Origin of the sequence: Halomonas sp. A020, assembly GCF_027943625.1 — a bacterium.
GTDB lineage: Bacteria > Pseudomonadota > Gammaproteobacteria > Pseudomonadales > Halomonadaceae > Vreelandella > Vreelandella piezotolerans.
In genome coordinates this window covers 1,301,089-1,321,257 of sequence record NZ_AP022850.1, presented here as the reverse complement: position 1 = coordinate 1,321,257, position 20,169 = coordinate 1,301,089, and the positions used below count along the sequence as shown (strand labels likewise).

Genomic DNA, 20,169 nt, shown 5'->3' with positions numbered 1-20,169 from the left:
ATCATGACACAAGATGAATTGAAAGCGGCGGTAGCCGACGCTGCTATCGACGAGATTACGCCTCACTTGGAAAAAGAGACCGTACTGGGTATTGGTACCGGCTCGACGGCCAACCTGTTTATCGACCGCCTAGGCCCCTTACGCGACCGTTTCAAAGGCGCCGTGGCCAGCTCAGAAGCCAGCGCCGATCGACTAAAAGGTCTCGGCATCGAGGTGTTCGAGCTCAATCATGTGGGCGACGTGCCTTTTTATATCGATGGCGCGGACGAAGTAAATGCACACTTACATATGATCAAAGGCGGTGGTGCAGCGCTCACGAGAGAAAAAATCGTCGCTGCCTGCGCCAAGCGTTTCATCTGTATTGCCGATGGTTCGAAATACGTGGCACAGCTAGGCCAGTTTCCGCTACCCGTGGAAGTCATTCCCATGGCGCGCTCCTGCGTCGCCCGTGAGCTGGTCAAGCTAGGGGCAGAGCCGGTGTATCGCCAAGGCGTGGTGACGGATAACGGTAACCATATTATTGACTGCTTCAACTTTATGATTGAGGACCCGGTGGCAATGGAAGCGCGTATCAACGCTATCGTCGGTGTCGTGACCAACGGTCTATTTGCCGCGCGTGGCGCCGATGTGCTGCTACTGGGTAAGACGGATGGCGTAGAGCGCAAGGCGTTACGCTAACCTTGAGTCACCCATCTCATTAAGGGGCCAGCCCAGTGCTGGCCCTTTCTTTTATTCAAAGGGGCTTGCCACTCATTCAATGAGACTTAGAAGAAGCCTCTTTTACTGAGGAGAAATATCAGCCTTTCTCTCCTTGTATCTCAATGTAAATCAATTAAACATTAAGATACATTCTGTTTCAAAGCACGAATCCTTAGTGTCACACTATCGGGTGTTTTGGGCCTCACGGGAGAAAGACCATGCTAACGTACCCACATCATGTATTGGTGACTGGCGGCGCAGGATTCATCGGCTCCCATACCGTCGAGCGACTGTTGCAAGACAACCATCGCGTCAGGGTATTAGATAACTTCTCCACAGGGCGTTTAAGCAACCTCCCTACACACCCTTTACTAGACGTCGTCGTCGGCGATATTCGCAGCGTAGAGGATGTTCAAACCGCCATGAAGGGGGTGACACATTGTTTGCATCTCGCTGCCCAAGTCTCCGTGGCAAGCTCCGTTGCCGATCCTGTGGGCTCTGCCACCCATAATATTTTAGGTGCCCTCAACGTCATGCATGCGGCATCTATGGCCCATGTGAGTAAACTCGTCTACGCCTCCTCGGCTGCGGTGTACGGTATTCCTGCACAACTGCCATTGCCAGAAGAGGCCGAACTGCAGCCCTTATCACCGTATGGACTAGAGAAGTGGGTCGATGAGCGCTATGCGGCCCTATTAGGTAGTCTGCATGGCCTACCCAGCCTAGGGCTTCGCTATTTCAATGTGTATGGTCCCCGCCAAGACCCTAACTCCCCGTATGCGGGCGTCATTGCACGCTTCCTCGACCGTCTTCTCAGCCATCAGCCCCCCCTAGTGTTCGGGGATGGCTTGCAATCGCGGGATTTTATTTATGTGGGCGATATTGCCCGGGCAAACGTGGCCGCCTTATTTAGCCCCCAGTGCGGCATCTGCAACGTAGCCACTGGTCAGCAGATTGATTTGCTTACGTTAATTGATCTGTTGGGACAACTGACCCACTGCCATTTGACCCCGCAGCACCTGCCCGCCAAAGCCGAGGATATTCGGGACTCGTGCGGCAACAACCGACGTTTATCCGAGTGGTTAATGATCGAGCCAACGTGGACCTTGACAGAAGGCTTAAGCGAGCTGATTAGTTATGTAAGCCCTGCGCACGGCTATCTTGATGAGCCCTCGCGCATAAACGCTTAGCCCCTTCTTCACCGACTTTTGACACGACAGGTGGCACCGATGGCGAAGCTTTTTATGCGCACGCTGACATGGCTGCTTCTCGGGCTTGTCGGCTCTGCTGTTTACGCAAACTCCCCCGTCCAACAGCCTAGCGTTGCGTTTTACTACGGTAACGAGCCCCCGGTTGAACTGCTCTCTCAGTTTGACTGGATCGTGGTGGAGGCCGCCAATGTCGACAGCGCCGAGCAGCGCCTGCTGGCCCAGCATGGAGGCCAGCCGTTTGCCTATGTCAGCATCGGTGAGCTCGACGCCTGGCGGGGGGCTGCCACCTCGCTGCCCGCTGATGCACTCGTCACCTCTAACACCGCCTGGAATAGCCAAGTGGCCGATCTCACCCACTCGGCGTGGCGTACTTACCTAATTGAGGAGCACATTCGTCCGCTCTGGGAGTCAGGCTATCGCGGCCTGTTTCTAGATACCTTAGACAGCTATCGCTTATTTGCACCTGATGGTCCGGCCGCCGAGCGTCAGCAAGCCGCACTGGTGGACATCATTCATTCCATCAAGCAGCAGTTTCCCGACATGCAGCTGCTCCTCAACCGTGGGTTTGAAGTGCTGAACCAGGTGCAAGGGCAGATCGTTGGCGTCGCGGCGGAGTCGCTTTATCGCGGCTGGAACCCGGCCACCCAAGTGTATGGTGCCGTCCCCGACAACGATCAAGCCTGGCTGTACACGCAGCTCGCCCGCGTGCGCGACCACTATGGCCTACCGGCCATTGCCATTGATTATGTTCCCGCCAATAACCGTACGCTTGCCCGAGAAACCGCCCAACGGATTCATGTTGAAGGGTTTATTCCCTGGGTCAGCGTGCCGCAGCTCAATCAAATGGGTGTGGGACTCATTGAGCCCATCCCACGCAGAGTGCTGATCTTTTTCGATAAGGCTAAAACGGAAGCTGGGGAGCTGGCCTACACCAACGCGCATCGCTACTTGGCGATGCCACTGGAATACCTGGGTTATGGAGCAGAGTATCTGGACGTCAATGGGCCACTACCCAGCGATCTGCTACATGGCCGTTACGCCGGTGTCGTGACTTGGTTCAACGAACCTATTGCGAACGCTCCCCGCTACAGCGCCTGGTTACAGCACCAGATGGAGCACGGCTTGCGAGCCGCGATAGTGGGTATACCGGGGATCCCGATTTCCGGTACGCTAGGCCGCTTGATGGGGCTGCGTGAGGTGTACGGCATCAACCCTCAAGGCCTCACCCTGGCCAGTCATGATGACGTCGCCAATTTCGAGGGCATGCCATTGCCGCCGCCCGTGCCACAAACCAGCTACGAAATTGTGGGCAGTGGGCTCACCGCCCACCTCACCATTCGCGACAGCACGGGCCGCCAATTTTCGCCCATTGTGACCGGCGCCTGGGGAGGCTTGGCCAGCCACCCATGGGTGGTTGAAGAGGCGAACGAGTATCAAAAACGCTGGAACATCGACCCGTTTGTCTTTTTGCAGCGCGCCCTGGCACTTCCCGATATGCCAGTGCCCGACGCCACCACAGAGAACGGCGCACGTTATTGGATGACCCAGATCGATGGCGACGCCTTTGTCAGCCGAGCCGATCTGCCGGGCACGCCCTTTACCGGCGAATTGATGCTGTCCGATATTCTGATGCGCTACCAAGTCCCTACGACGGTATCGATCATCGAGGGTGAAATAGGCCCAGACGGCCTGTACCCGCAGTACCGCTCGGTACTCGAGCCCTTGGCACGTCGTATCTTCGCGCTGCCTTGGGTAGAGGTGGCGACCCATACCTTCAGCCACCCCTTCGAATGGGAAAGCCTCAAAGAAAATGATTTAGCGGGTCAGGGAACCACCACCGCAGGCTTCAACTACAACCTGCCGATACCCAACTACCGGTTTTCATTACGTCGAGAAATTGAAGGTTCTGCCCGCTACATCAACCGCGCGCTAGCCCCCACTGACAAGCCGGTCAGCGTCGTGCTCTGGACAGGCAACGCGTTGCCGCCGGAAGAAGCCTTGGCCATTGCCGATGAGCTGGGGCTTCGCAATATCAATGGCGGCAACACCAGTGTTACCCATAGCAACCCCACTATGACCCGGGTGTCTCCGATGCTGCGCCCCGTGGGCCACTACCTGCAGGTCTACGCGCCGCAAATCAATGAAAACGTCTACACCAACAATATGCTTGGCCCGCTCTGGGGCTATCGGCGCGCCATTGAAACCTACCAGATCACCGATCAGCCTCGCCGCTTAAAGCCCATCGATATCTATTACCACTTTTATTCGGCCGCCAGTCCCGGCGCGCTACGGGCACTGCACCAAGTGTACGAGTACGTGCTCGCCCAAGAGACACTGCCAGTCTACACCAGCACCTGGAGCGATGTGGCCACCCAGTGGTACCACACGGGTGTTGCACGCCACCTGGACGGCGGCTGGGTGATTCAGGGTACCCAACACATGCGCACCCTGCGCCTGCCGACATCGCTTGGCTGGCCCGATCTGCAGCGCTCAACGAATGTGGCGGGTGTTCGCGAGATTGCGTCAGGTCGCTATGTGGCACTCTCAGGTACAAACGACGCCCAGCTGTATCTCACCCCTCATGCCCCGCAAACACCGCACTTGCGCTATGCCAACGGCCGTATTGATACATGGCAGCGCTTCTCTCCAGGCAACATCACCCTCTCCTTGGCAGCTGAGCAAGTGCCTCTGCAGGTGGAGCTTGCGGCCACCCAGGGCTGCCAGGTCTCAGCACCGAATGCGCGCCTAGAACAGCGTGGTACCAGTACCGTCTTACACTATGGCAGCGCTCGGGGTGAGCGTATCGAGGTGCGCTGTGCTGACCGATAAGCCTGCTACCACCGCGCGTAAGGGGGTGGCGCTACCCTCGCGGCGGCTCATTCGACCGCTCACGCTACGGCTCATTGCTGCCGTCGTGGCCTTGATACTGGTACTGCTTTTTCCGGCGCATCATCTGCTCACGCTGGAAAATAACGACAGTATGCCAAGCCGGATATCGATCCTTTACGCCCAGGCGCTGCTCAACGCTAACCCTGGCAATATCGAGCTGCGTATCAGCCTCGCCAACAAACTGTTTCAGGTGGGCGAGTTTGCGCTCGCAAACGCAACCTTAGAACCGCTGCATGACAGTCCTGATACAGCAGTGCAGTGGTTGCGACTCAGCATCGAGTGGCAGTTGTTGGCGGCTATTGCTCCCGACCATTCAGACCGGTTGAACGCCGTTCAGCACTTTCAGCACTTGCTGATGGCCTTTCAACGTCATGCGGTTCTGTCCTCGGATTATTTGGAAACCATGGCTACGTACTGGTTGGCCACGGAGCATCCAGCCCATGCAGCGGCCCTGTATGAGCGGCTAGGAGAACAGGACCGGGAACGTCAATACCACTGGCTTTCACTGGCAGGCCATTGGTGGCTGCGTGCGGGACACCCTGATCGTTCCGCTGCGGCTTGGCACCGCGCTTACCAAGTGGCGGAAACATCCGTGATGACACTCGGCTGGCTAGGCTGGCTGGTGAGCCCTGCCTACGCTCAAGCTGGCGAAGCATCGCCCGAGTCACTGAGACGGGCCGCGGCGCTTGAAGCGCTGCGCTCAGCACAGCAAAGCCAGGACGACGACGGCGTTGGTTACGCCCGCGAATACCTTAGTGTGTTTCCCAACGATCCTGAGCTGCTGGACCTGGGCATTCGTTTGGCCCTTGCCCACGGCCAGCCTCTACAGGCGCTAGCGTGGTCGCAGCGGCTCATCGACGTACGGCCCGGCACTGCAACGCTGGAGCGTCATGTCACCATCGCGCTGGGGCTTAACGAGCTCGCCGTTGCGCTTGAAGCGCTGACTTTTCTCCGCCAACGCCACCCAGAGCAGCCGCGCTATTTAGAGCAGTTTGCGCAAACGCAGCAGTGGGCGGGCGATGCGGCGGGGGCCATGCAGAGTGCCCAAACATTAGCGAGACTGACAGGTGAAGAGCGGCATGATCGATGGGTCGTGGCGCTGGCTCTCAGCGTGCGTGATCGCAACGCCGCCCTGCAGGCGCTCACCCGCCTGGAGAGCAATGGCACCATCACGCTAGAGGATCGCCGTCTCTGGGCAGACCTGCTGGAACAGCTGGGCGATCCAGATACCGCTATCGCCCGCATTCAATCCTGGCAAGCCGCCGGCATTCGCGACCAGGCGCTGGCCATCCGCGCCGCTACCTGGCTAGAGCAAACTGGACGCTTGGACGAAGCAGACGAGGCCTGGACCGCCATCACTGCGCAGTACGGCGCTCAGCCTGCGTTTGTTCAAGCACAGAGCAACGTATTGGCACAAAACTGGCGGCTGGATAGCGCATTCGACGTGCTTGCCAACGCGCCATCCACTCCCCAAGACGCCGCCACCGGCTACTGGCAACAGCGGGCCGCCTTGGCATGGCAGTTAGGTGACAGTGCGGCCAGCTTAGAAGCCTATACCGCCCTGTTTGAGCAAGGTGCCCTTGATGCAGACGGCACCTCACGCCTTATCCAGACCGCCGCCGATCAGCAACAGTTAGACCTCGCCATGCGCGTATCGGAACAGCGCTGGACACAAGCGAAAGATGGCGATGCCTTAATCCAAATGCTGTACCTCGCCCAGCGTGAGCGCCAGCCTGCGCTGACACAAACGCTATTGGCCATGGCCGATCAAGCCCCAGAACAGTTTGCGCAGTCGCCCGATTACTGGGGAGCCGTCGCGCAGCAAGCCTTTTTGCAGCGAGCTCCAGGCGAGGCCATGGCGGCTTATCAGCGCGCCTTGGAGCTCTCAACCGATAACCCAAGCCTACAAGCGGGCATGCTTTACGCCCTGGCCGCAGCAGGCGAGTCGGACGTGCTGCGCCAACGCCTCGTAGAGTGGCAGCCCACCGCTGCCAATACGCCCGCCATGATGAGCGCCATGGCGGAGGGCCATCGCTATTTAGGCAATTTGGACCACGCATTGACGTGGTACGCCATGGCCAGCGATGCCCGCGTGCTGGATGACTGGCAGCAGCTTTATTACGCCGACGCACTAGACCAAAGCGGCCAGCATCACGTTGCCTTTACCCGCCGTATCGCCGCCCTTAACCAACTCTCCCCTGGGCTGATGAAAGATCTCGACGCACCGCTGAGCAGTGAGCAACGCCGTGAACAGATACAAGTGATGGCACTGGTTGCCCAGCGCCAGGGGCCAGACAGCCTACACGGCTGGTATCGCCATATAGTGACCGACGCGTTTGCGACCACACCCGCCCAAGCCAATGATAGCGAGTGGCTCTTCGATGCCCAAATCGCCCTGCAGCGTCCGCTACATGCCCGCTATTTACTGCTGCGTGCCCAGGCACTGGGCTATCCCAGCCCACCATGGCAAGTGCTTGCGGTGGCGATGGAAAAAAATGATCGCGATACGCTAAAACAGCTGCTGGAGAGTGATCTAGGCCGCACGCTTTCTGCCACCGACCGGCTGGCCATCATGCGCCAGCTTGACCGCCGCCAGGATGCCCGTGCACTGGCAGAAACGCTGACCCAGGCAGGGGAAGACCATCGCCAAGACCTTGTGGAGCTCGCCCAGGACATGCCCCATCGGCTATCCAGCAGCGCTTCCTATCAACGCCTGGGAGAGCTGGAGATTGCCGAACAAGAAGCCGTTTACCAACTCAGCGGCGAACGCTTCTGGGGCCAGCTAACGCTGGTACAACGCCAGTTGGATGCTCCTTCTAATGACGTTGATAGCAGCGGTATCACCGATGAGCGCGGAGGCGAATTAACCCTGGGCTGGAATGGCCCCAGGCTCGATACCCAGCTCAACGTGGGCCAACTACAAACGGACCGGGTCAATCGCACCTATGGCAGCGCGACGCAGCGCTGGCAAGCTACGTCACGCCTTGCCGGTACGCTCTATGGCGAGATTAGCCAAACCTCAGAGATCAATGAGCGCCTACGGTTGCTGGCCATTGAGGATCGCGTGGGAGCCCAGCTGGAGTGGACACCCACCGCCCGCGATACCCTGACCCTCAACGCCAGTCATATCGACCTGCGTAGCCGGGAAACCCGCGCAAGCCTGGGAGAGGGTTACCGCGTCGATGCCGCCTGGCGACATGCGCTGATCAAAGGGGCAACGCGGCAGCTAGAGATCAGCCTGCTCGCTAACCACGCCGACTACCGTGTCAACGACGCTCTGCCTGACGATATTCAGCGGCGGCTCGCAGCAGACACCCAAGCCACCGATTTACTCACCGACACCAGCAGCTTTATGGGGGTGGGCGTCACACTGCGCCGCGGCAACCCGTACGCCACATCGCCAACGCTGGCCTCCCCCATGCTGGAAGTCGGGTTAGAGGCCGGCTACCGGCTGCCCGATAACGATATTGGGCTAAACGCTCGCCTGGCTGTCGGTAGTCGCCTATTTGGCAACGATGCGCTCAGCCTGCAGTTAGAAGCGGATCAAGGGTCTGGCAGCGAGGGTGACACTAGCCTGGGCGTGTCACTGACCTATCACTACTTTCTGGGGCACTAACCATGTCACAGGTAAACCAGCGGCCATGCCGTTACTCCACCCACTGCTTGCAGCGCCGCTCGAGCGCCCTCGGAGATACCGCTATGCATACCTACCTATCAAAGCCTCTTTTGTGGCTTGTGCTGCTGAGCCTTTGGTTGAGCGGCTGCGCTGTTACCGATGTGCATCGCTCTGACCCCGTCAGCCGACAAGCCAGCTGGGCCCTGCTGCCCCTCGCCAATCACTCTGAAACACCGCTTGCGGGACACAAAGCGGAAGCTAGCCTGATGACCCTGTTACAGCAACGCGGCATTCACTCGCTCCGCCAAGCGCCACGGCCAGACGCCATGGACTTACTCAGCCTGCCCAGCGACCAGGATTACCAGGCAGCGCTTGCCTGGGCGCAGCAGCATGGCGTGCGCTACGGCGTCACCGGCTCGGTGGATGAGTGGCAATACAAAGCAGGATTAGATGGCGAACCGGCGATTGGTATGAGCCTGCGAGTGGTGGATGTGAATAGCGGCGACATCGTGTGGAGCGCCAGCGGCGCGCGCACTGGCTGGGGGTTTAGTACCACTAGCGGCGTCGCGCAGAAACTCATGGCGGATCTCCTAGACACGCTGCCTTTGCAATAGAGGGGTCTGCCATGGCCACCCATATAGACGAACTGCAACCCGCGCTTGCTCCCCGCTGGCTGCGCTATCTGGAAACCCTCATCATCACCCTAGCGCTGCCAGTGATTGGCTGGATCATTAATCCAAACGATCCGCTGCTTTTGGGTAGTGGCCTGACGTGGCTGCTGGCCATTGCCCCCCTGCTCGTCGGGATGCGCTACGGTTTCGCCCTGGGCTTTGTCAGTGCCTTGCTCAGCGTCACCATCATGGGGTTGGAAGGTGTTTGGTATCACGGCGACTTGTTCGTCGAGCGTGCCCAGCGGCTGCCGATTGCCATCGCGCTCATTTTGGTGGGCATGGTGGCAGGTGAAATGGCGGATGTGTGGCGGCGGCGTCTTCAGCAAATGGCCATTCTGCACCGTGCGCAATCAACACGCCTGGAGGAGTTCGTGCGCCACTATCAGCTGCTGCGTGTCTCCCACGATCAGCTGGCAGAGCGACTGGCTGCCAACCCGTTTACCTTGCGTGATGCGCTGCGAGCACTGGAAGAGAAGTTCCTATCGCTTGCCTCACACCAGGATCCACTGGCTCAGCATGGTGATGAACTGCTGGGTTTTTTAGCGCTTCACGCGCGCATTCAGCAAGCCGTGCTGTTGCCCGTGGATCAGCAGCAACGGCTTATGCCTCAGGCCGCAATGTGGTTCGGAGGGGAAACAGCCCTGGATTGGCATGACCCCATGCTAATGGCCTGCCTTGAACAGCGCCGTATGATCTGCCTGAAAAGCGCCATGGCCCAGGGCATCAATATTGATAACGCTCCCCTGCTTGCCGTCGTACCGCTCATGGACGTTGAAGAGCAAATTCACGCCGTGGTGGCGGTGACGGCGATGCCGTTCATTGATTTTCATCGCGGTCATTTACATCTCCTGGCGGTATTAGGTGCCCAGCTAGGTGACATGCTTCGACACACCCAGCGCTCTAGCCAAGGCAGCGGGGGCCATCAGCGCTCGCTGGTGGCGCAGTGGGTGCGGCATGCCCGAGAGCATCAGCTCACCTCACTGCTCGTAGCCATCGATTTTGCGGAGTCATTAAGCGACGCCCAGCTGCACCAGGCCGTTGATAACGTCGCTCAGCAGCAGCGCGGTCTGGATCGCAGCTGGATGGTGTGTCAGGCAGGTCTCCCAAGGCGCCTGTATGTGCTGCTCCCCTTAACCCAGCCACGCGCATTTACCATATACGCAGAGCGCCTGCAGGAACGCTTGGCCTCTGAACCTGGTCTTGGCGAAGCCTGTCAGGCCATTCGCCTCAGCTACCAAGTGATTGACGGACGACTATCGGCCAAAAAACTCCTCTCGCGTCACGATCACGCCGAGGTGTCCCATGTACCGTCCTAATGCGCGCCCCCATATCGGTTGGCGCGTGCTGACAAGCCTGTGCTGGCTGTTAGCGGGCTTGGGGGTAGAAGGGTGGGTGGCCAATCGCTGGGTAATGGATAACGGGATAGTGGATAGCTGGGGCGCAAGCGTTGGGGCACCCTCACTAACGCATCTGGCCGGGTACGCGGCGGGAAGCGTGTTACTGGCCGAAGGCCTTCGGCGGGCGCTCCCCCTCAACTATCAGCAACCCGTACTGGGCGCTCTAGTGGTGCTGTTCTTGCTGCTGTTTCTGCTGCCTGGCATTGCCTTTATCGGCTTACTGCTAGCCGTCGTGCCCGCGCTCTATTTATCCGCCCCGGCACGCCCTAGCGCTTGGCAACCGCTAGATTTACCCTCCCTTCCCTATCGGCCGCTGACACCCCCGAATGCTGATTCGATGGCTATGCGCGAAGGGCTCACTAGCGTCCTGAACGTCTCCGATAGCCCGGTGGCACGCCAAGAAGCAATTCTAGCTTGCCGCCATTTACCACCCAGGCAGGCCGTTGGCCTACTGCGCTTAGGGCTGGCAGACCCAACCGATGATGTGCGTTTGCTGGCTTACTCCATGCTAAGCAACATTGAGCGCGATTTAGACGAGCGTATTCAGCGGCTGACGGCCACCCGTGACCAACACGGTGACCCTCACGGCCATCATGCCGAAGCGCTCGCCATGCTGAACTGGGAGTACGACTATCTGCATCTCGCCCAAGGCAGCACCGCACACTTTTATTTGACCCAAGCACTGAGTGAGATCGATACCGCCATTCGGCTTGCCAACTCCGCCCATCGCCAGCTGTTACGCGGTCGCTTGTGCTTGGCACTGAAAGCGTTCGATGACGCAGACGCCGCGTTTACACAGTGCGCATTGCTAGGCATGGAGGACGATGACCTAGCCGCTTACCGCGCGGAGCTGGCCTTCCAAACCCGGCGTTACCACGCCATGCAAGAGCAGCTTGCCCGGCTGAGCCCCAGCGCCGCGCAGCACCCTGTATTACACCCCGTGATGGAGTATTGGCGATGACATGGCCCACCCTGGGTAAACGCGATACACCGGCAGATGTCATTTTACTGCTCGAGGGCACCTACCCCATGGTACGAGGCGGCGTGAGCGCTTGGGTGGATCAGCTCATTCGAGGGCTGCCCCAACTGCGCTTTGCATTGGTTTTCTTGGGCGGTCGACCGGATCACTACCAGGGTATTTTGTTCGAGCGGCCCGCGAACGTGGTGCATCTGGAGTGCCACTATCTAATGGACGACCTGCCCTCGTTATCGGCCATCAAAGCGCGTCGAGGCAATCTCAGTACGTTCGACACCGTACATGCGCTGCACGAGCATCTGCGCCACCCTGAGCAGCAAGACCCGCTACGTGCCCTGTGTGATGTGGCGCGAATGATTGGCCAACGGGGCGGCTTGAGCCGCGAGGATTTTCTACATAGCCAGGCGGCTTGGCAGCAAATCGTTGACCACTACCTGACCCACGTCACCGAGCCCTCGTTCATCGACTACTTTTGGTCGGTGCGCAATATTCATGCCCCGCTCTTTTTGCTGGCCAGCATTGCGCAAAAACTGCCTAAAGGGCGCTGCCTACATGCCATCTCCACCGGTTATGCGGGATTTCTCGGCGCGCTGGCGCACCATATTCACCACCTCCCCTTCGCGATTACCGAACATGGCATTTATACCAAGGAGCGGCAGATTGACCTGTTAGAGGCAAAGTGGATCAAAACCTCCACCGATGCGCTATCCCACGGTTTTCAGATCGATACGGGCTACCTGCGCCAGATGTGGATTCGCTTTTTCCAGGGCCTTGGCCGAATGACCTATGCCAGCGCTTCGCACATTACCACGCTACACGAAGGCAACCGCCTACGGCAGATACAAGACGGTGCCGAGAAGGCGCGCACGCGGATTATTCCCAACGGGATTCAGATCGAGCGCTTCGCCCCGTTGCGCAGCGCGACCGCCCACAACCAGCAACCGATCGTGGCGCTGCTGGGCCGCGTGACCCCCATCAAAGATATCAAGACCTTCATTCGCGCGATGCGCCAGCTTATCAGCCAAGTCCCTGACGCTCAGGGCTGGATTGTCGGACCCGACAGTGAAGATCCTGTCTACGCCCAAGAGTGCCGCGATTTAGTCCAGCAGCTAGGCATCGAGAAGCAGGTGCGGTTTCTCGGCTTCCAACGTACCGAGGAGATACTGGCCCAGGTGCGCTTAGTGGTGCTGACCTCCATCAGCGAAGCCCAGCCGCTGGTGGTACTGGAAGCCATGGCGGCGGGTATACCGGTGGTGTGCAGCGATGTGGGCGCCTGCCGGGAGCTGGTCATCGGCGACCCTGCTCAACAGCAGGCAGCGGGCCATATTGTGCCTATCGCCAACCCGATGGCCACCGCCCATGCCATGGAGCAACTGCTAACGCAGCCCGCTAGATGGCTGGACGCTCGCGCAGCAGGCATCGCCCGCGTAGAGGCCGACTATACCGAGGCCTTAATGATGGCGCGCTATCAGCAGCTGTATGACGATGTTATTACCCCACCCGCCAACGCACCGATGACAGCGGCGTCTCGCTTATTCACCGCGCTCAGCAGGCACTAGCCACGTATCCGAGGAGGCTTTATGGCAGGCATTGGTTTTGAGCTTCGGCGGTTACTGCGCCAGGACAGCTACGTCAGCCTGCTGCGTGCCTATGGCTACGCAGGCTTGATCAGTTCCGGGCCCTGGGTGCTGTCGATACTGGCAGTCATGGCGCTTGGGGTGTTGTCCGCAGCGACCCGTCCCAGTGGCAGTGCCCATGTAACGGAGTTTTTGGTCTCGGTGACTTGGCTGGTTGCAAGCTCACTGCTGCTAACGTCACTGGTGCAGCTGCTGTTTACCCGCTTTGTGGCCGACCGCCTGTTTGAAAAGCGCGACAGCGCGATTCTGCCGAACCTGTTTGGTCTGCTCACGCTGGTGGTGCTCGTCGCGGCCAGCGTCGGCGTGAGCCTTCTATGGTTCACCTTTCAAGGCACGTCATGGCTTTATCAGCTTGAAATGCTGATGAGCTTTATCGTGCTGAGCATGATCTGGTGCGTCACGGTGTTCGTTGCCGGTGTTAAGGCCTATCGCCAAGTCCTGTGGGCCTTTGCGTTTGGCTATGGCGCCACCTTCGTGGGTGGCATGCTGCTGAGCAGCTACGGATTGATCGGGTTACTGGGGGGCTTTGTGCTGGGCCAGAGCCTGCTGCTCTTTACGCTGCTGGCGATGGTGATTCGCCACTACCCAAGCGATCGGCTATGGGCCTTTGACCTGCACCGCGCAGGGCAGTGTCAGCGGGCGCTGATGGCCATTGGCTTGTTTTATCAGCTCGGTATCTGGGCAGACAAGCTCGTCTTTTGGTTTCACCCTGGCACCTCGGAGACCATTATTGGCCCGCTGCGCGCCTCACCCATTTACGACCTGCCGATCTTCTTGGCGTACCTCTCCATCGTACCGGGCATGGCCGTATTCATCATGCGTATGGAGACGGATTTCGCAGAGCGCTGCCAAGCGTATTACGACGCCATACGCCAAGGCGATACGCTGCTGCATATTGAGGACCTGCGCGGTGAGATGATGGCCAGCGTGCGGCACGGCATTTATGACATCTTTAAAGTGCAGGGCATAACGGTCGTGGCCTTACTGCTCAGCGGACCGATGCTTTTTTCCTGGCTCGGTTTTTCCCACTGGTATCTGCCGCTATTTAATATCGACATCGTGGCAGTCGCCATACAAGTACTGTTTATGGCAATCCTCAACGTGCTGTTTTATCTCGACCGCCTAAAACCCGCGCTGTGGCTATGCCTGCTATTTTTCATCGCCAATGTGCTTCTCACCCTGCTCAGCCAGATGCTGGGGCCAGTGTTTTACGGCTATGGCTATGCGCTGTCACTGCTGTTTACGTCGCTGGTGGGGCTTGCGGTACTCGATTATGAGTTTGAGCAGCTGACGTTCCAAACGTTCATGCTGCAGCCCCATAAGTAGGCCGCCAGGGCAAGAAGGGAGTGAATGCTTACTATCAAGAAGGCATCGAGATCATCTGCTCAATACCCGTTAAGGTACGCGCGAGCGCCCCGCGCTGGGCTTTAATGACCGCCTTACCCGCTTGGCCCGCCTGCAGGGCGCGGGCCGGGTGGGTAAAGGCATCTACCAGCGCATTGGCGAGTGCATCGTGGGAAGCTACCACCGTCAGTGTCTTGGCCACCAACAGCGGCTCGGCAACATCACTGAAGTTCTCCAGCGACGGCCCGCACAGTACGGGCTTACCCAGTGCGGCAGGCTCCAATACGTTGTGCCCGCCCAGTGGCACCAAGCTTCCGCCTACGTAAGCCACGCTCCCCGCGCCGTATAGCATCGCCAACTCGCCCAGCGTGTCTCCCAGGTAGACCTGGGTGGTGGGCGTGACGGGCTGTTGCTGGCTTCGACGACTCACCTTGAACTCTTCACGCTCACACAGGGTCGCCACCTCGTCAAAGCGCTGAGGATGGCGAGGCACCAGCACCAGCAGTGCGTCTGGAAAGCGTTCAAGCAGTTGGCGGTGGGCCGTGAGCAGCAGCGCTTCTTCACCATCGCGTGTTGAGCCCGCGACCCAGACGGGACGCTGACCCCACGTATAAAGTAAGCGCTCACTCTCTTCCAGTGCCCTTTCGGGTAAGGCTTGCTCGAACTTCAGCGATCCCACCACGGAGATCGATTCAGCGGCACAGCCCAGCGCTTGAAAACGCTCGGCGTCTTCTGATGATTTAGCGGCCAGCCACGTCACGTTGGCTAAGGCGCTGTGCATCAGTGGGCGAAGACGCTGGTAGCGGCTAAACGCGCGGGGCGATAGCCGACCATTCACCACCGCGACGGGCACCGCCTGCCGGTGGCAGGCGTGAAGCAGATTCGGCCACAGCTCGGTTTCAAACAGAAGGGCAAGCTCCGGCTTCACGCGGGCCACAAAACGCCTGGCCGCGCCGGGGAAATCCAGCGGAAGAAAGCGGTGGGCAAGGCGCGTCTGGTCGGCAGTACCCTGCTCTGCTATCAACGCCTGTGCCTGTCTGGCGCCGGTAGCCGTCATGGTGGTCAGCAGCAGGCTGTGATGAGGAAAACGCGCAAGCAGCCCTTCGATCAGCGGGCGGGCAGCGCGTACCTCGCCTACCGAGGCACAGTGCAGCCAAAGGCGCGGTTCGGGTGGCAGTGGTTCAAGGCGCAGCCCCAACCGCTGGAGCCGTGAGTAAGTGGGCACTTGCTCACGCCAGATGCGCCAGCCAATCAGCGGCGCTAAGCCATACAGCGCCGCTGAGTAGGCCAGCCGTGGCCAGCGGGCCATTAGCTTTCGCGATCCAGGATCGAGCTGATCATTGCCGTGGTGGACACGCCATCTTCGAAGCCCAGCACCTTGACCTCGCCACCGTTGGCGATCACGGCGCTGCCGCCAGCAATGTCCTCGGGGCGGTAGTCACCGCCTTTGACCAGGATATCCGGCAGTACCTGCTCGATCAGGGCGGCAGGCGTATCGTCACTGAACGGCACCACCCAATCCACCGCGCCAAGCCCGGCCAGCACCTGCATTCGCCGGTTCAACGGGTTGATAGGGCGCTTCGGCCCTTTCAACCGGCCGATGGAGGCATCGTCGTTCACCGCGACGATCAGCCGGTCGCCCAGGCGTTTGGCCTGTTCCAAGTAGGCCACATGGCCAGCGTGGAGAATGTCGAAGCACCCGTTGGTCATCACCACCCGCTCGCCACGCAGCTGCGCAGCGCGAACGGCATCGACCAACGGCGCTGGTTCGATCACGCCGAACTCGGCCAGTTTGTCACCATGCAGCGCGGTGTAAAGCTCGGCAATCGAGAGCGTGGCGGTACCCGGCTTCGCCACCACTAGGCCCGCCCCCAGGTTCGCCAACATCATCGCTTCCGGCAGCGCATGGTGAGCGGCCAAGGCCAGGCCCATCAGACCAATCACGGTATCGCCTGCGCCGGTCACATCGAAGACCTCTTGAGCACGGGTGGGCAGATGCAGCGGCGCATGGCCTTCACGGATCAGCGTCATCCCTTTTTCGCTGCGGGTAATCAGCAGCGCTTCGAGTTCGAGTTCGGCACGCAGCGCTTCGCCATGCTCGGCAAGAATGGCGTCCGTGGCGCAAGGCCCCACCACGGCCTCGAATTCGGTGAGGTTGGGGGTAATCAGGCTAGCCCCTCGGTACTTGGTGAAATCCTGCCCCTTGGGATCGATCAGCACCCGCTTGCCGTGCTGACGCGCCATGTCGATTAAATGCTCCACTTGATTGAGCGTGCCCTTACCGTAATCGGACAGGATCACCACGTCGCATTCGGGCAGTGCCTGTTCAACTTGTGCCAGCAGGGCGCTGGTATCCACGCTGTCGAGACGCTGCTCGAAATCCAGGCGCAGCAGCTGCTGGTTACGGCTCATCACGCGTAGCTTGGTAATCGTGGGTATATCAGGGCTGCGTTGGAAGTAAGTGCTTACATTGGCTGCCGCCAAGCGCTTTGAGAGTAGCTCGGCATTGTCATCCTCGCCCACCAGACCCGCCAGCGCGGCGTGCCCGCCCAAGGACGCCACGTTGAGCGCCACGTTGGCGGCGCCGCCGGGCCGGTCATCGGCATCTTCCACGCGCACCACGGGCACCGGCGCTTCCGGGGAGATCCGCGAGGTGCCGCCGTGCCAGTAGCGGTCGAGCATGACATCCCCGACCACCAGTACGCGGGCATGTTCCAGGGCGGTTAGATCAACTTTCATCCGAGAGTCCTGTTGTAGTGTGCGCTGCGCTGTGCGCCAGCAGCGCGTCTAACTTGGCAATGACGTCGTCCGCTTTGATCAGGTCCATCGCATCGGCATGGCGCACCCGCTGTCCCCAGCTCACTTCGTCCACCGATTTATGCAGATAGGTGCGTACCGCATCGGGGTAGGCATCGACGGCAAAATCGCGCCACAGATAGGGCGCAGCCCGTTGAGGGTTAGTGGTGGCATAGAGGCCAAGCGTCGGCGTGCCCATGGCATTACCCATATGGGCAGGGCCGGTATCCGGAGCAATCACTGCGCGGGCGTTATCGATCAGCGCCAGGACACCTTTCAATGAGGTGCCGCCGATGGCGTTGATGACGCTACCCGACTGGCAGAGCGCTTCGATCTGGTCGCCCATTTCGCGCTCCAAGGGGCTGCCGCCCCCCGTGAGTACGCTCTTCAGACCGTGCTGTACCCAGGCGTGTTCAATCACGCTCGCATACCCTTCCACCGACCAGTTGCGAAAATTACGTAGCCGCGCATTACTACAGGGGTTGATCACCAAGTAAGGCGTGTCACCACTGATCCCTCTGGCTTCTTCGTAGGCGATGGCAGGCACCGCAAGATTCCACTCCAAGCGGTCGTCTTCGACGCCCAGCAGACGGGCAAAATCCATGAACGACTCCAACACATGGGCATTCGCATGGGGAGCCAACTGGTGCTGGGTGAACCAGTGCTGAGCGTCCTTGGCACGGGCCTTGTCATACCCTACCCGGACGTTGGCTTTGAGACCAAGCGAGAGCACGCTGGCGCGAATGGCCTGTTGCATATGCAGCAGTACGTCGAAGCGGGTATCGGCCAGCTCACGCCAGATGGCCCGCATGCCGGTAAGCCCGGTCGCTTTGTCGTACACGACGAACTCGACCCCGGAAAGCCCGGCCAGTAAACTGTGCTCCCCCTTGCCGATAATCCAGGTAATGCGCGCATGCGGCCACTGGCGCTGCAACGCTCGCACCGTTGGCACGAGATTGCACACGTCTCCCAACGCGGAGAGGCGCAAAATGGCAATATGGTTTGGTTGAACAGGCAGAGAGGGCTTCATGCGCTTAGCGGCACTCCGGCAGAAAAATGGGCTGATTCTACACGATGCAGACAGTTTAAGTGACGCCTGCGCAACACACCAACTCTCCTCCCCGGTTCACCCTCTAAGCGCGGCGCTGTTCGAGGCAGCGTACTGGCGAACGCGGGGTCTGGTGGTCGGCGAAGCGCCGGGCCGAGGTAGCAGCCTGTTCCTGAAGGCGCGCGACGACGAGCAGTGGGTGCTGCGCCCTTACCAGCGCGGCGGGCTCATCGCCAAGCTTAGCCAGCAGCGCTATGTGTGGCTGGGGGCCGAGCGAACCCGGGCGTTTCGTGAAATACGTTTGACCGCCGCACTGTATGAGCAAGGCCTGCCCGTCCCGCGTCCGGTGGCCTGCTGTGTCACCCGGTTTGGGCTGACTTATGAGGCGGCACTGCTGACCGTGCGCATCCCCGGCGCTCGGGCCCTCGCCTCACTCCTCACCAATGAAGAGGCTGACGAGGCGCTATTAAAGCGCGTTGGCGCAATGATCAAGCGATTTCATCAAGCGGGCTTGGACCATGTCGACCTCAACGCCCGCAACATTCTGGTGGATGAGGCTGGCAAGCCCTGGCTGATCGATCTCGACCGCTGCCGACTGCGCCCGCCTGGCAAGTGGCAGGCACGTAACCTACAGCGGCTGGAGCGCTCGGTGGCGAAGTTTGCCCCTGGCCAAGAGAAGCGTCTGATGGCGCCGCTTTACTCAGGCTATGCCGACGCCGAGTAGATCTCGATCAAGCGCTTTACGTGCTGCTTGTTGCTGAAGCGCTCTTCGACTCGTCGCCGAGCGGCCAGTCCCATGGCCTTACGTGTGTCGGCATCGCGAATCAACGTGGTCATGGCATCGCGCCAGGCGGGCACGTCAAACGGGCCTACCAACACCCCGGAATCAGCATCTACTAGCTCCGGCAACGACCCGGTATTCGAGCCTATGATCGGCATACCGCAGGCCATGGACTCGATGATCGTCAGACCGAACGCTTCGTTTTCCGAAGGAATACACACCACGTCCAGCACGGGTAGAATCTCCGTTAGGTCACTGCGATGCCCTAGAAAGGCGATCTTATCCGCCAGCGGCGTGCCCGCGATGGTGCGCTGCAACTCGGCATAAAATGTCTCCACCCCCCCCGAGGCATAGTCCGTACCACCGATCGAGAGCGCATAGAAATGGAGCGAGGGGTCTAATTCCTGCAGCGCCTGCACCCATATGTCCTGGCCTTTACCCGGCGTCACCCGGCCCGGTAGCCCGATAAGCACCGCATCCATCGGTACACCCAGTGCTTCGCGCTTAGCCGTGATGACTGCGGGGTCACGATTGGGCTGGTACTTATCGATATCGACGCCGTGGGGCAAACACACCACCCCCTCCTGGGGAAGCGGCAAATTACGGATATTGCGCTGGTATGTTGCCTGGCTGATAGACAGCACGCGGTCCACGCAGCCATAAGCCATTCGATGATAGGGGCTTTTTTTCGGCCGCTGCCCGCCCACGTGGTCCGTGTAGATGATCCTTAGTGTCGGCAGCAGTGCTTTCAACAAGGTGGTGAGGCGCAGATCACTCGATTTATGGCAGTGAATGACGGAAATGCCCTCCTCGATGAGCCAGCCGCGGATCGAGAATAGCTGGGACAGCGCCTGGCCGTTGCTCGAAAAGGCTTTATAGGGCACTTCGTTACGCTGCATATAGCTCTCTACCTTGGTATCTTTCAGGCAGATGCCTCTGACCTCCCAGCCTTCCGACACTAGGTCTTCAATCACCCGATCGACATACAGCTCCATTCCGCCTTTGCCATCAGAAAGACACAGTTGCAATACCTTCTTCGCCATCGCATGCCCTACCTAGCCGCGCACCGTTAAACAATCCTTACAATCTCTTGTAGTATACAGG

The 20,169-nt window shown here is 59.6% G+C and carries 14 protein-coding genes; 10 read left to right on the top strand and 4 right to left on the bottom strand.

The window, feature by feature from the left end:
- Window positions 1–3: 3 nt before the first annotated feature.
- The 9 genes from rpiA to pelG all read left to right on the top strand — a co-directional run bounded on the left by rpiA (window position 4) and on the right by pelG (window position 14,422).
- A complete protein-coding gene (gene rpiA, locus FRH_RS06070; RefSeq protein ID WP_281997974.1) occupies window positions 4–678 on the top strand; it encodes a ribose-5-phosphate isomerase RpiA in 675 nt (224 codons plus the stop codon).
- Between the two features lie 239 nt (window positions 679–917).
- Window positions 918–1,889, top strand: a complete 972-nt coding sequence (locus FRH_RS06065) for an NAD-dependent epimerase/dehydratase family protein (RefSeq protein ID WP_153843607.1) — start codon at window positions 918–920, stop codon at window positions 1,887–1,889.
- Window positions 1,890–1,928: 39 nt separating this feature from the next.
- The gene (locus FRH_RS06060; protein ID WP_281997973.1) at window positions 1,929–4,739 is read left to right on the top strand and encodes a bifunctional glycoside hydrolase 114/ polysaccharide deacetylase family protein; all 2,811 of its coding nucleotides are present in this window, start codon (window positions 1,929–1,931) and stop codon (window positions 4,737–4,739) included.
- On the top strand, window positions 4,726–8,415 hold the full coding sequence (locus FRH_RS06055) for a tetratricopeptide repeat protein (RefSeq protein WP_281997972.1): 3,690 nt from the start codon (window positions 4,726–4,728) through the stop codon (window positions 8,413–8,415). Before FRH_RS06060 ends, FRH_RS06055 begins: the two co-directional genes overlap by 14 nt.
- A gap of 2 nt (window positions 8,416–8,417) precedes the next feature.
- Entirely contained in the window at window positions 8,418–9,029 is a 612-nt protein-coding gene (locus tag FRH_RS06050; RefSeq protein WP_281997971.1) for a hypothetical protein, read from the top strand.
- 11 nt (window positions 9,030–9,040) lie between these two features.
- Window positions 9,041–10,402, top strand: coding sequence for a PelD GGDEF domain-containing protein (locus tag FRH_RS06045; protein ID WP_153843609.1), 1,362 nt, complete (start codon window positions 9,041–9,043; stop codon window positions 10,400–10,402).
- A complete protein-coding gene (locus tag FRH_RS06040; RefSeq protein WP_281997970.1) occupies window positions 10,389–11,444 on the top strand; it encodes a hypothetical protein in 1,056 nt (351 codons plus the stop codon). The genes FRH_RS06045 and FRH_RS06040 overlap by 14 nt, the downstream gene beginning before the upstream one ends.
- Window positions 11,441–13,018: a GT4 family glycosyltransferase PelF gene (gene pelF / locus FRH_RS06035; RefSeq protein WP_281997969.1), complete on the top strand. Its 1,578-nt coding sequence runs from the start codon at window positions 11,441–11,443 to the stop codon at window positions 13,016–13,018. Before FRH_RS06040 ends, pelF begins: the two co-directional genes overlap by 4 nt.
- A gap of 21 nt (window positions 13,019–13,039) precedes the next feature.
- On the top strand, window positions 13,040–14,422 hold the full coding sequence (gene pelG / locus FRH_RS06030) for an exopolysaccharide Pel transporter PelG (protein ID WP_281997968.1): 1,383 nt from the start codon (window positions 13,040–13,042) through the stop codon (window positions 14,420–14,422).
- A 34-nt stretch (window positions 14,423–14,456) separates the two neighbouring features.
- Here pelG and waaA read toward each other — a convergent pair whose 3' ends face one another.
- From waaA to FRH_RS06015, 3 genes are read right to left on the bottom strand one after another with little or no spacing between them, the layout of a single operon-like run.
- On the bottom strand, window positions 14,457–15,749 hold the full coding sequence (waaA, locus tag FRH_RS06025) for a lipid IV(A) 3-deoxy-D-manno-octulosonic acid transferase (protein ID WP_281997967.1): 1,293 nt from the start codon (window positions 15,747–15,749) through the stop codon (window positions 14,457–14,459).
- Window positions 15,749–17,179, bottom strand: coding sequence for a bifunctional D-glycero-beta-D-manno-heptose-7-phosphate kinase/D-glycero-beta-D-manno-heptose 1-phosphate adenylyltransferase HldE (gene hldE, locus FRH_RS06020; protein ID WP_281997966.1), 1,431 nt, complete (start codon window positions 17,177–17,179; stop codon window positions 15,749–15,751). Before hldE ends, waaA begins: the two co-directional genes overlap by 1 nt.
- Complete coding sequence (locus FRH_RS06015; protein ID WP_153843614.1) at window positions 17,169–18,266, bottom strand: glycosyltransferase family 9 protein; 1,098 nt, start codon at window positions 18,264–18,266, stop codon at window positions 17,169–17,171. The genes hldE and FRH_RS06015 overlap by 11 nt, the downstream gene beginning before the upstream one ends.
- Between FRH_RS06015 and FRH_RS06010 the strand changes: the two genes are divergently transcribed.
- A complete protein-coding gene (locus tag FRH_RS06010) occupies window positions 18,265–19,008 on the top strand; it encodes a 3-deoxy-D-manno-octulosonic acid kinase (RefSeq protein WP_281997965.1) in 744 nt (247 codons plus the stop codon). The genes FRH_RS06015 and FRH_RS06010 overlap by 2 nt on opposite strands.
- Here FRH_RS06010 and FRH_RS06005 read toward each other — a convergent pair.
- Complete coding sequence (locus tag FRH_RS06005) at window positions 18,990–20,108, bottom strand: glycosyltransferase family 4 protein (protein ID WP_281997964.1); 1,119 nt, start codon at window positions 20,106–20,108, stop codon at window positions 18,990–18,992. The genes FRH_RS06010 and FRH_RS06005 overlap by 19 nt on opposite strands.
- Window positions 20,109–20,169 lie beyond the last annotated feature (61 nt).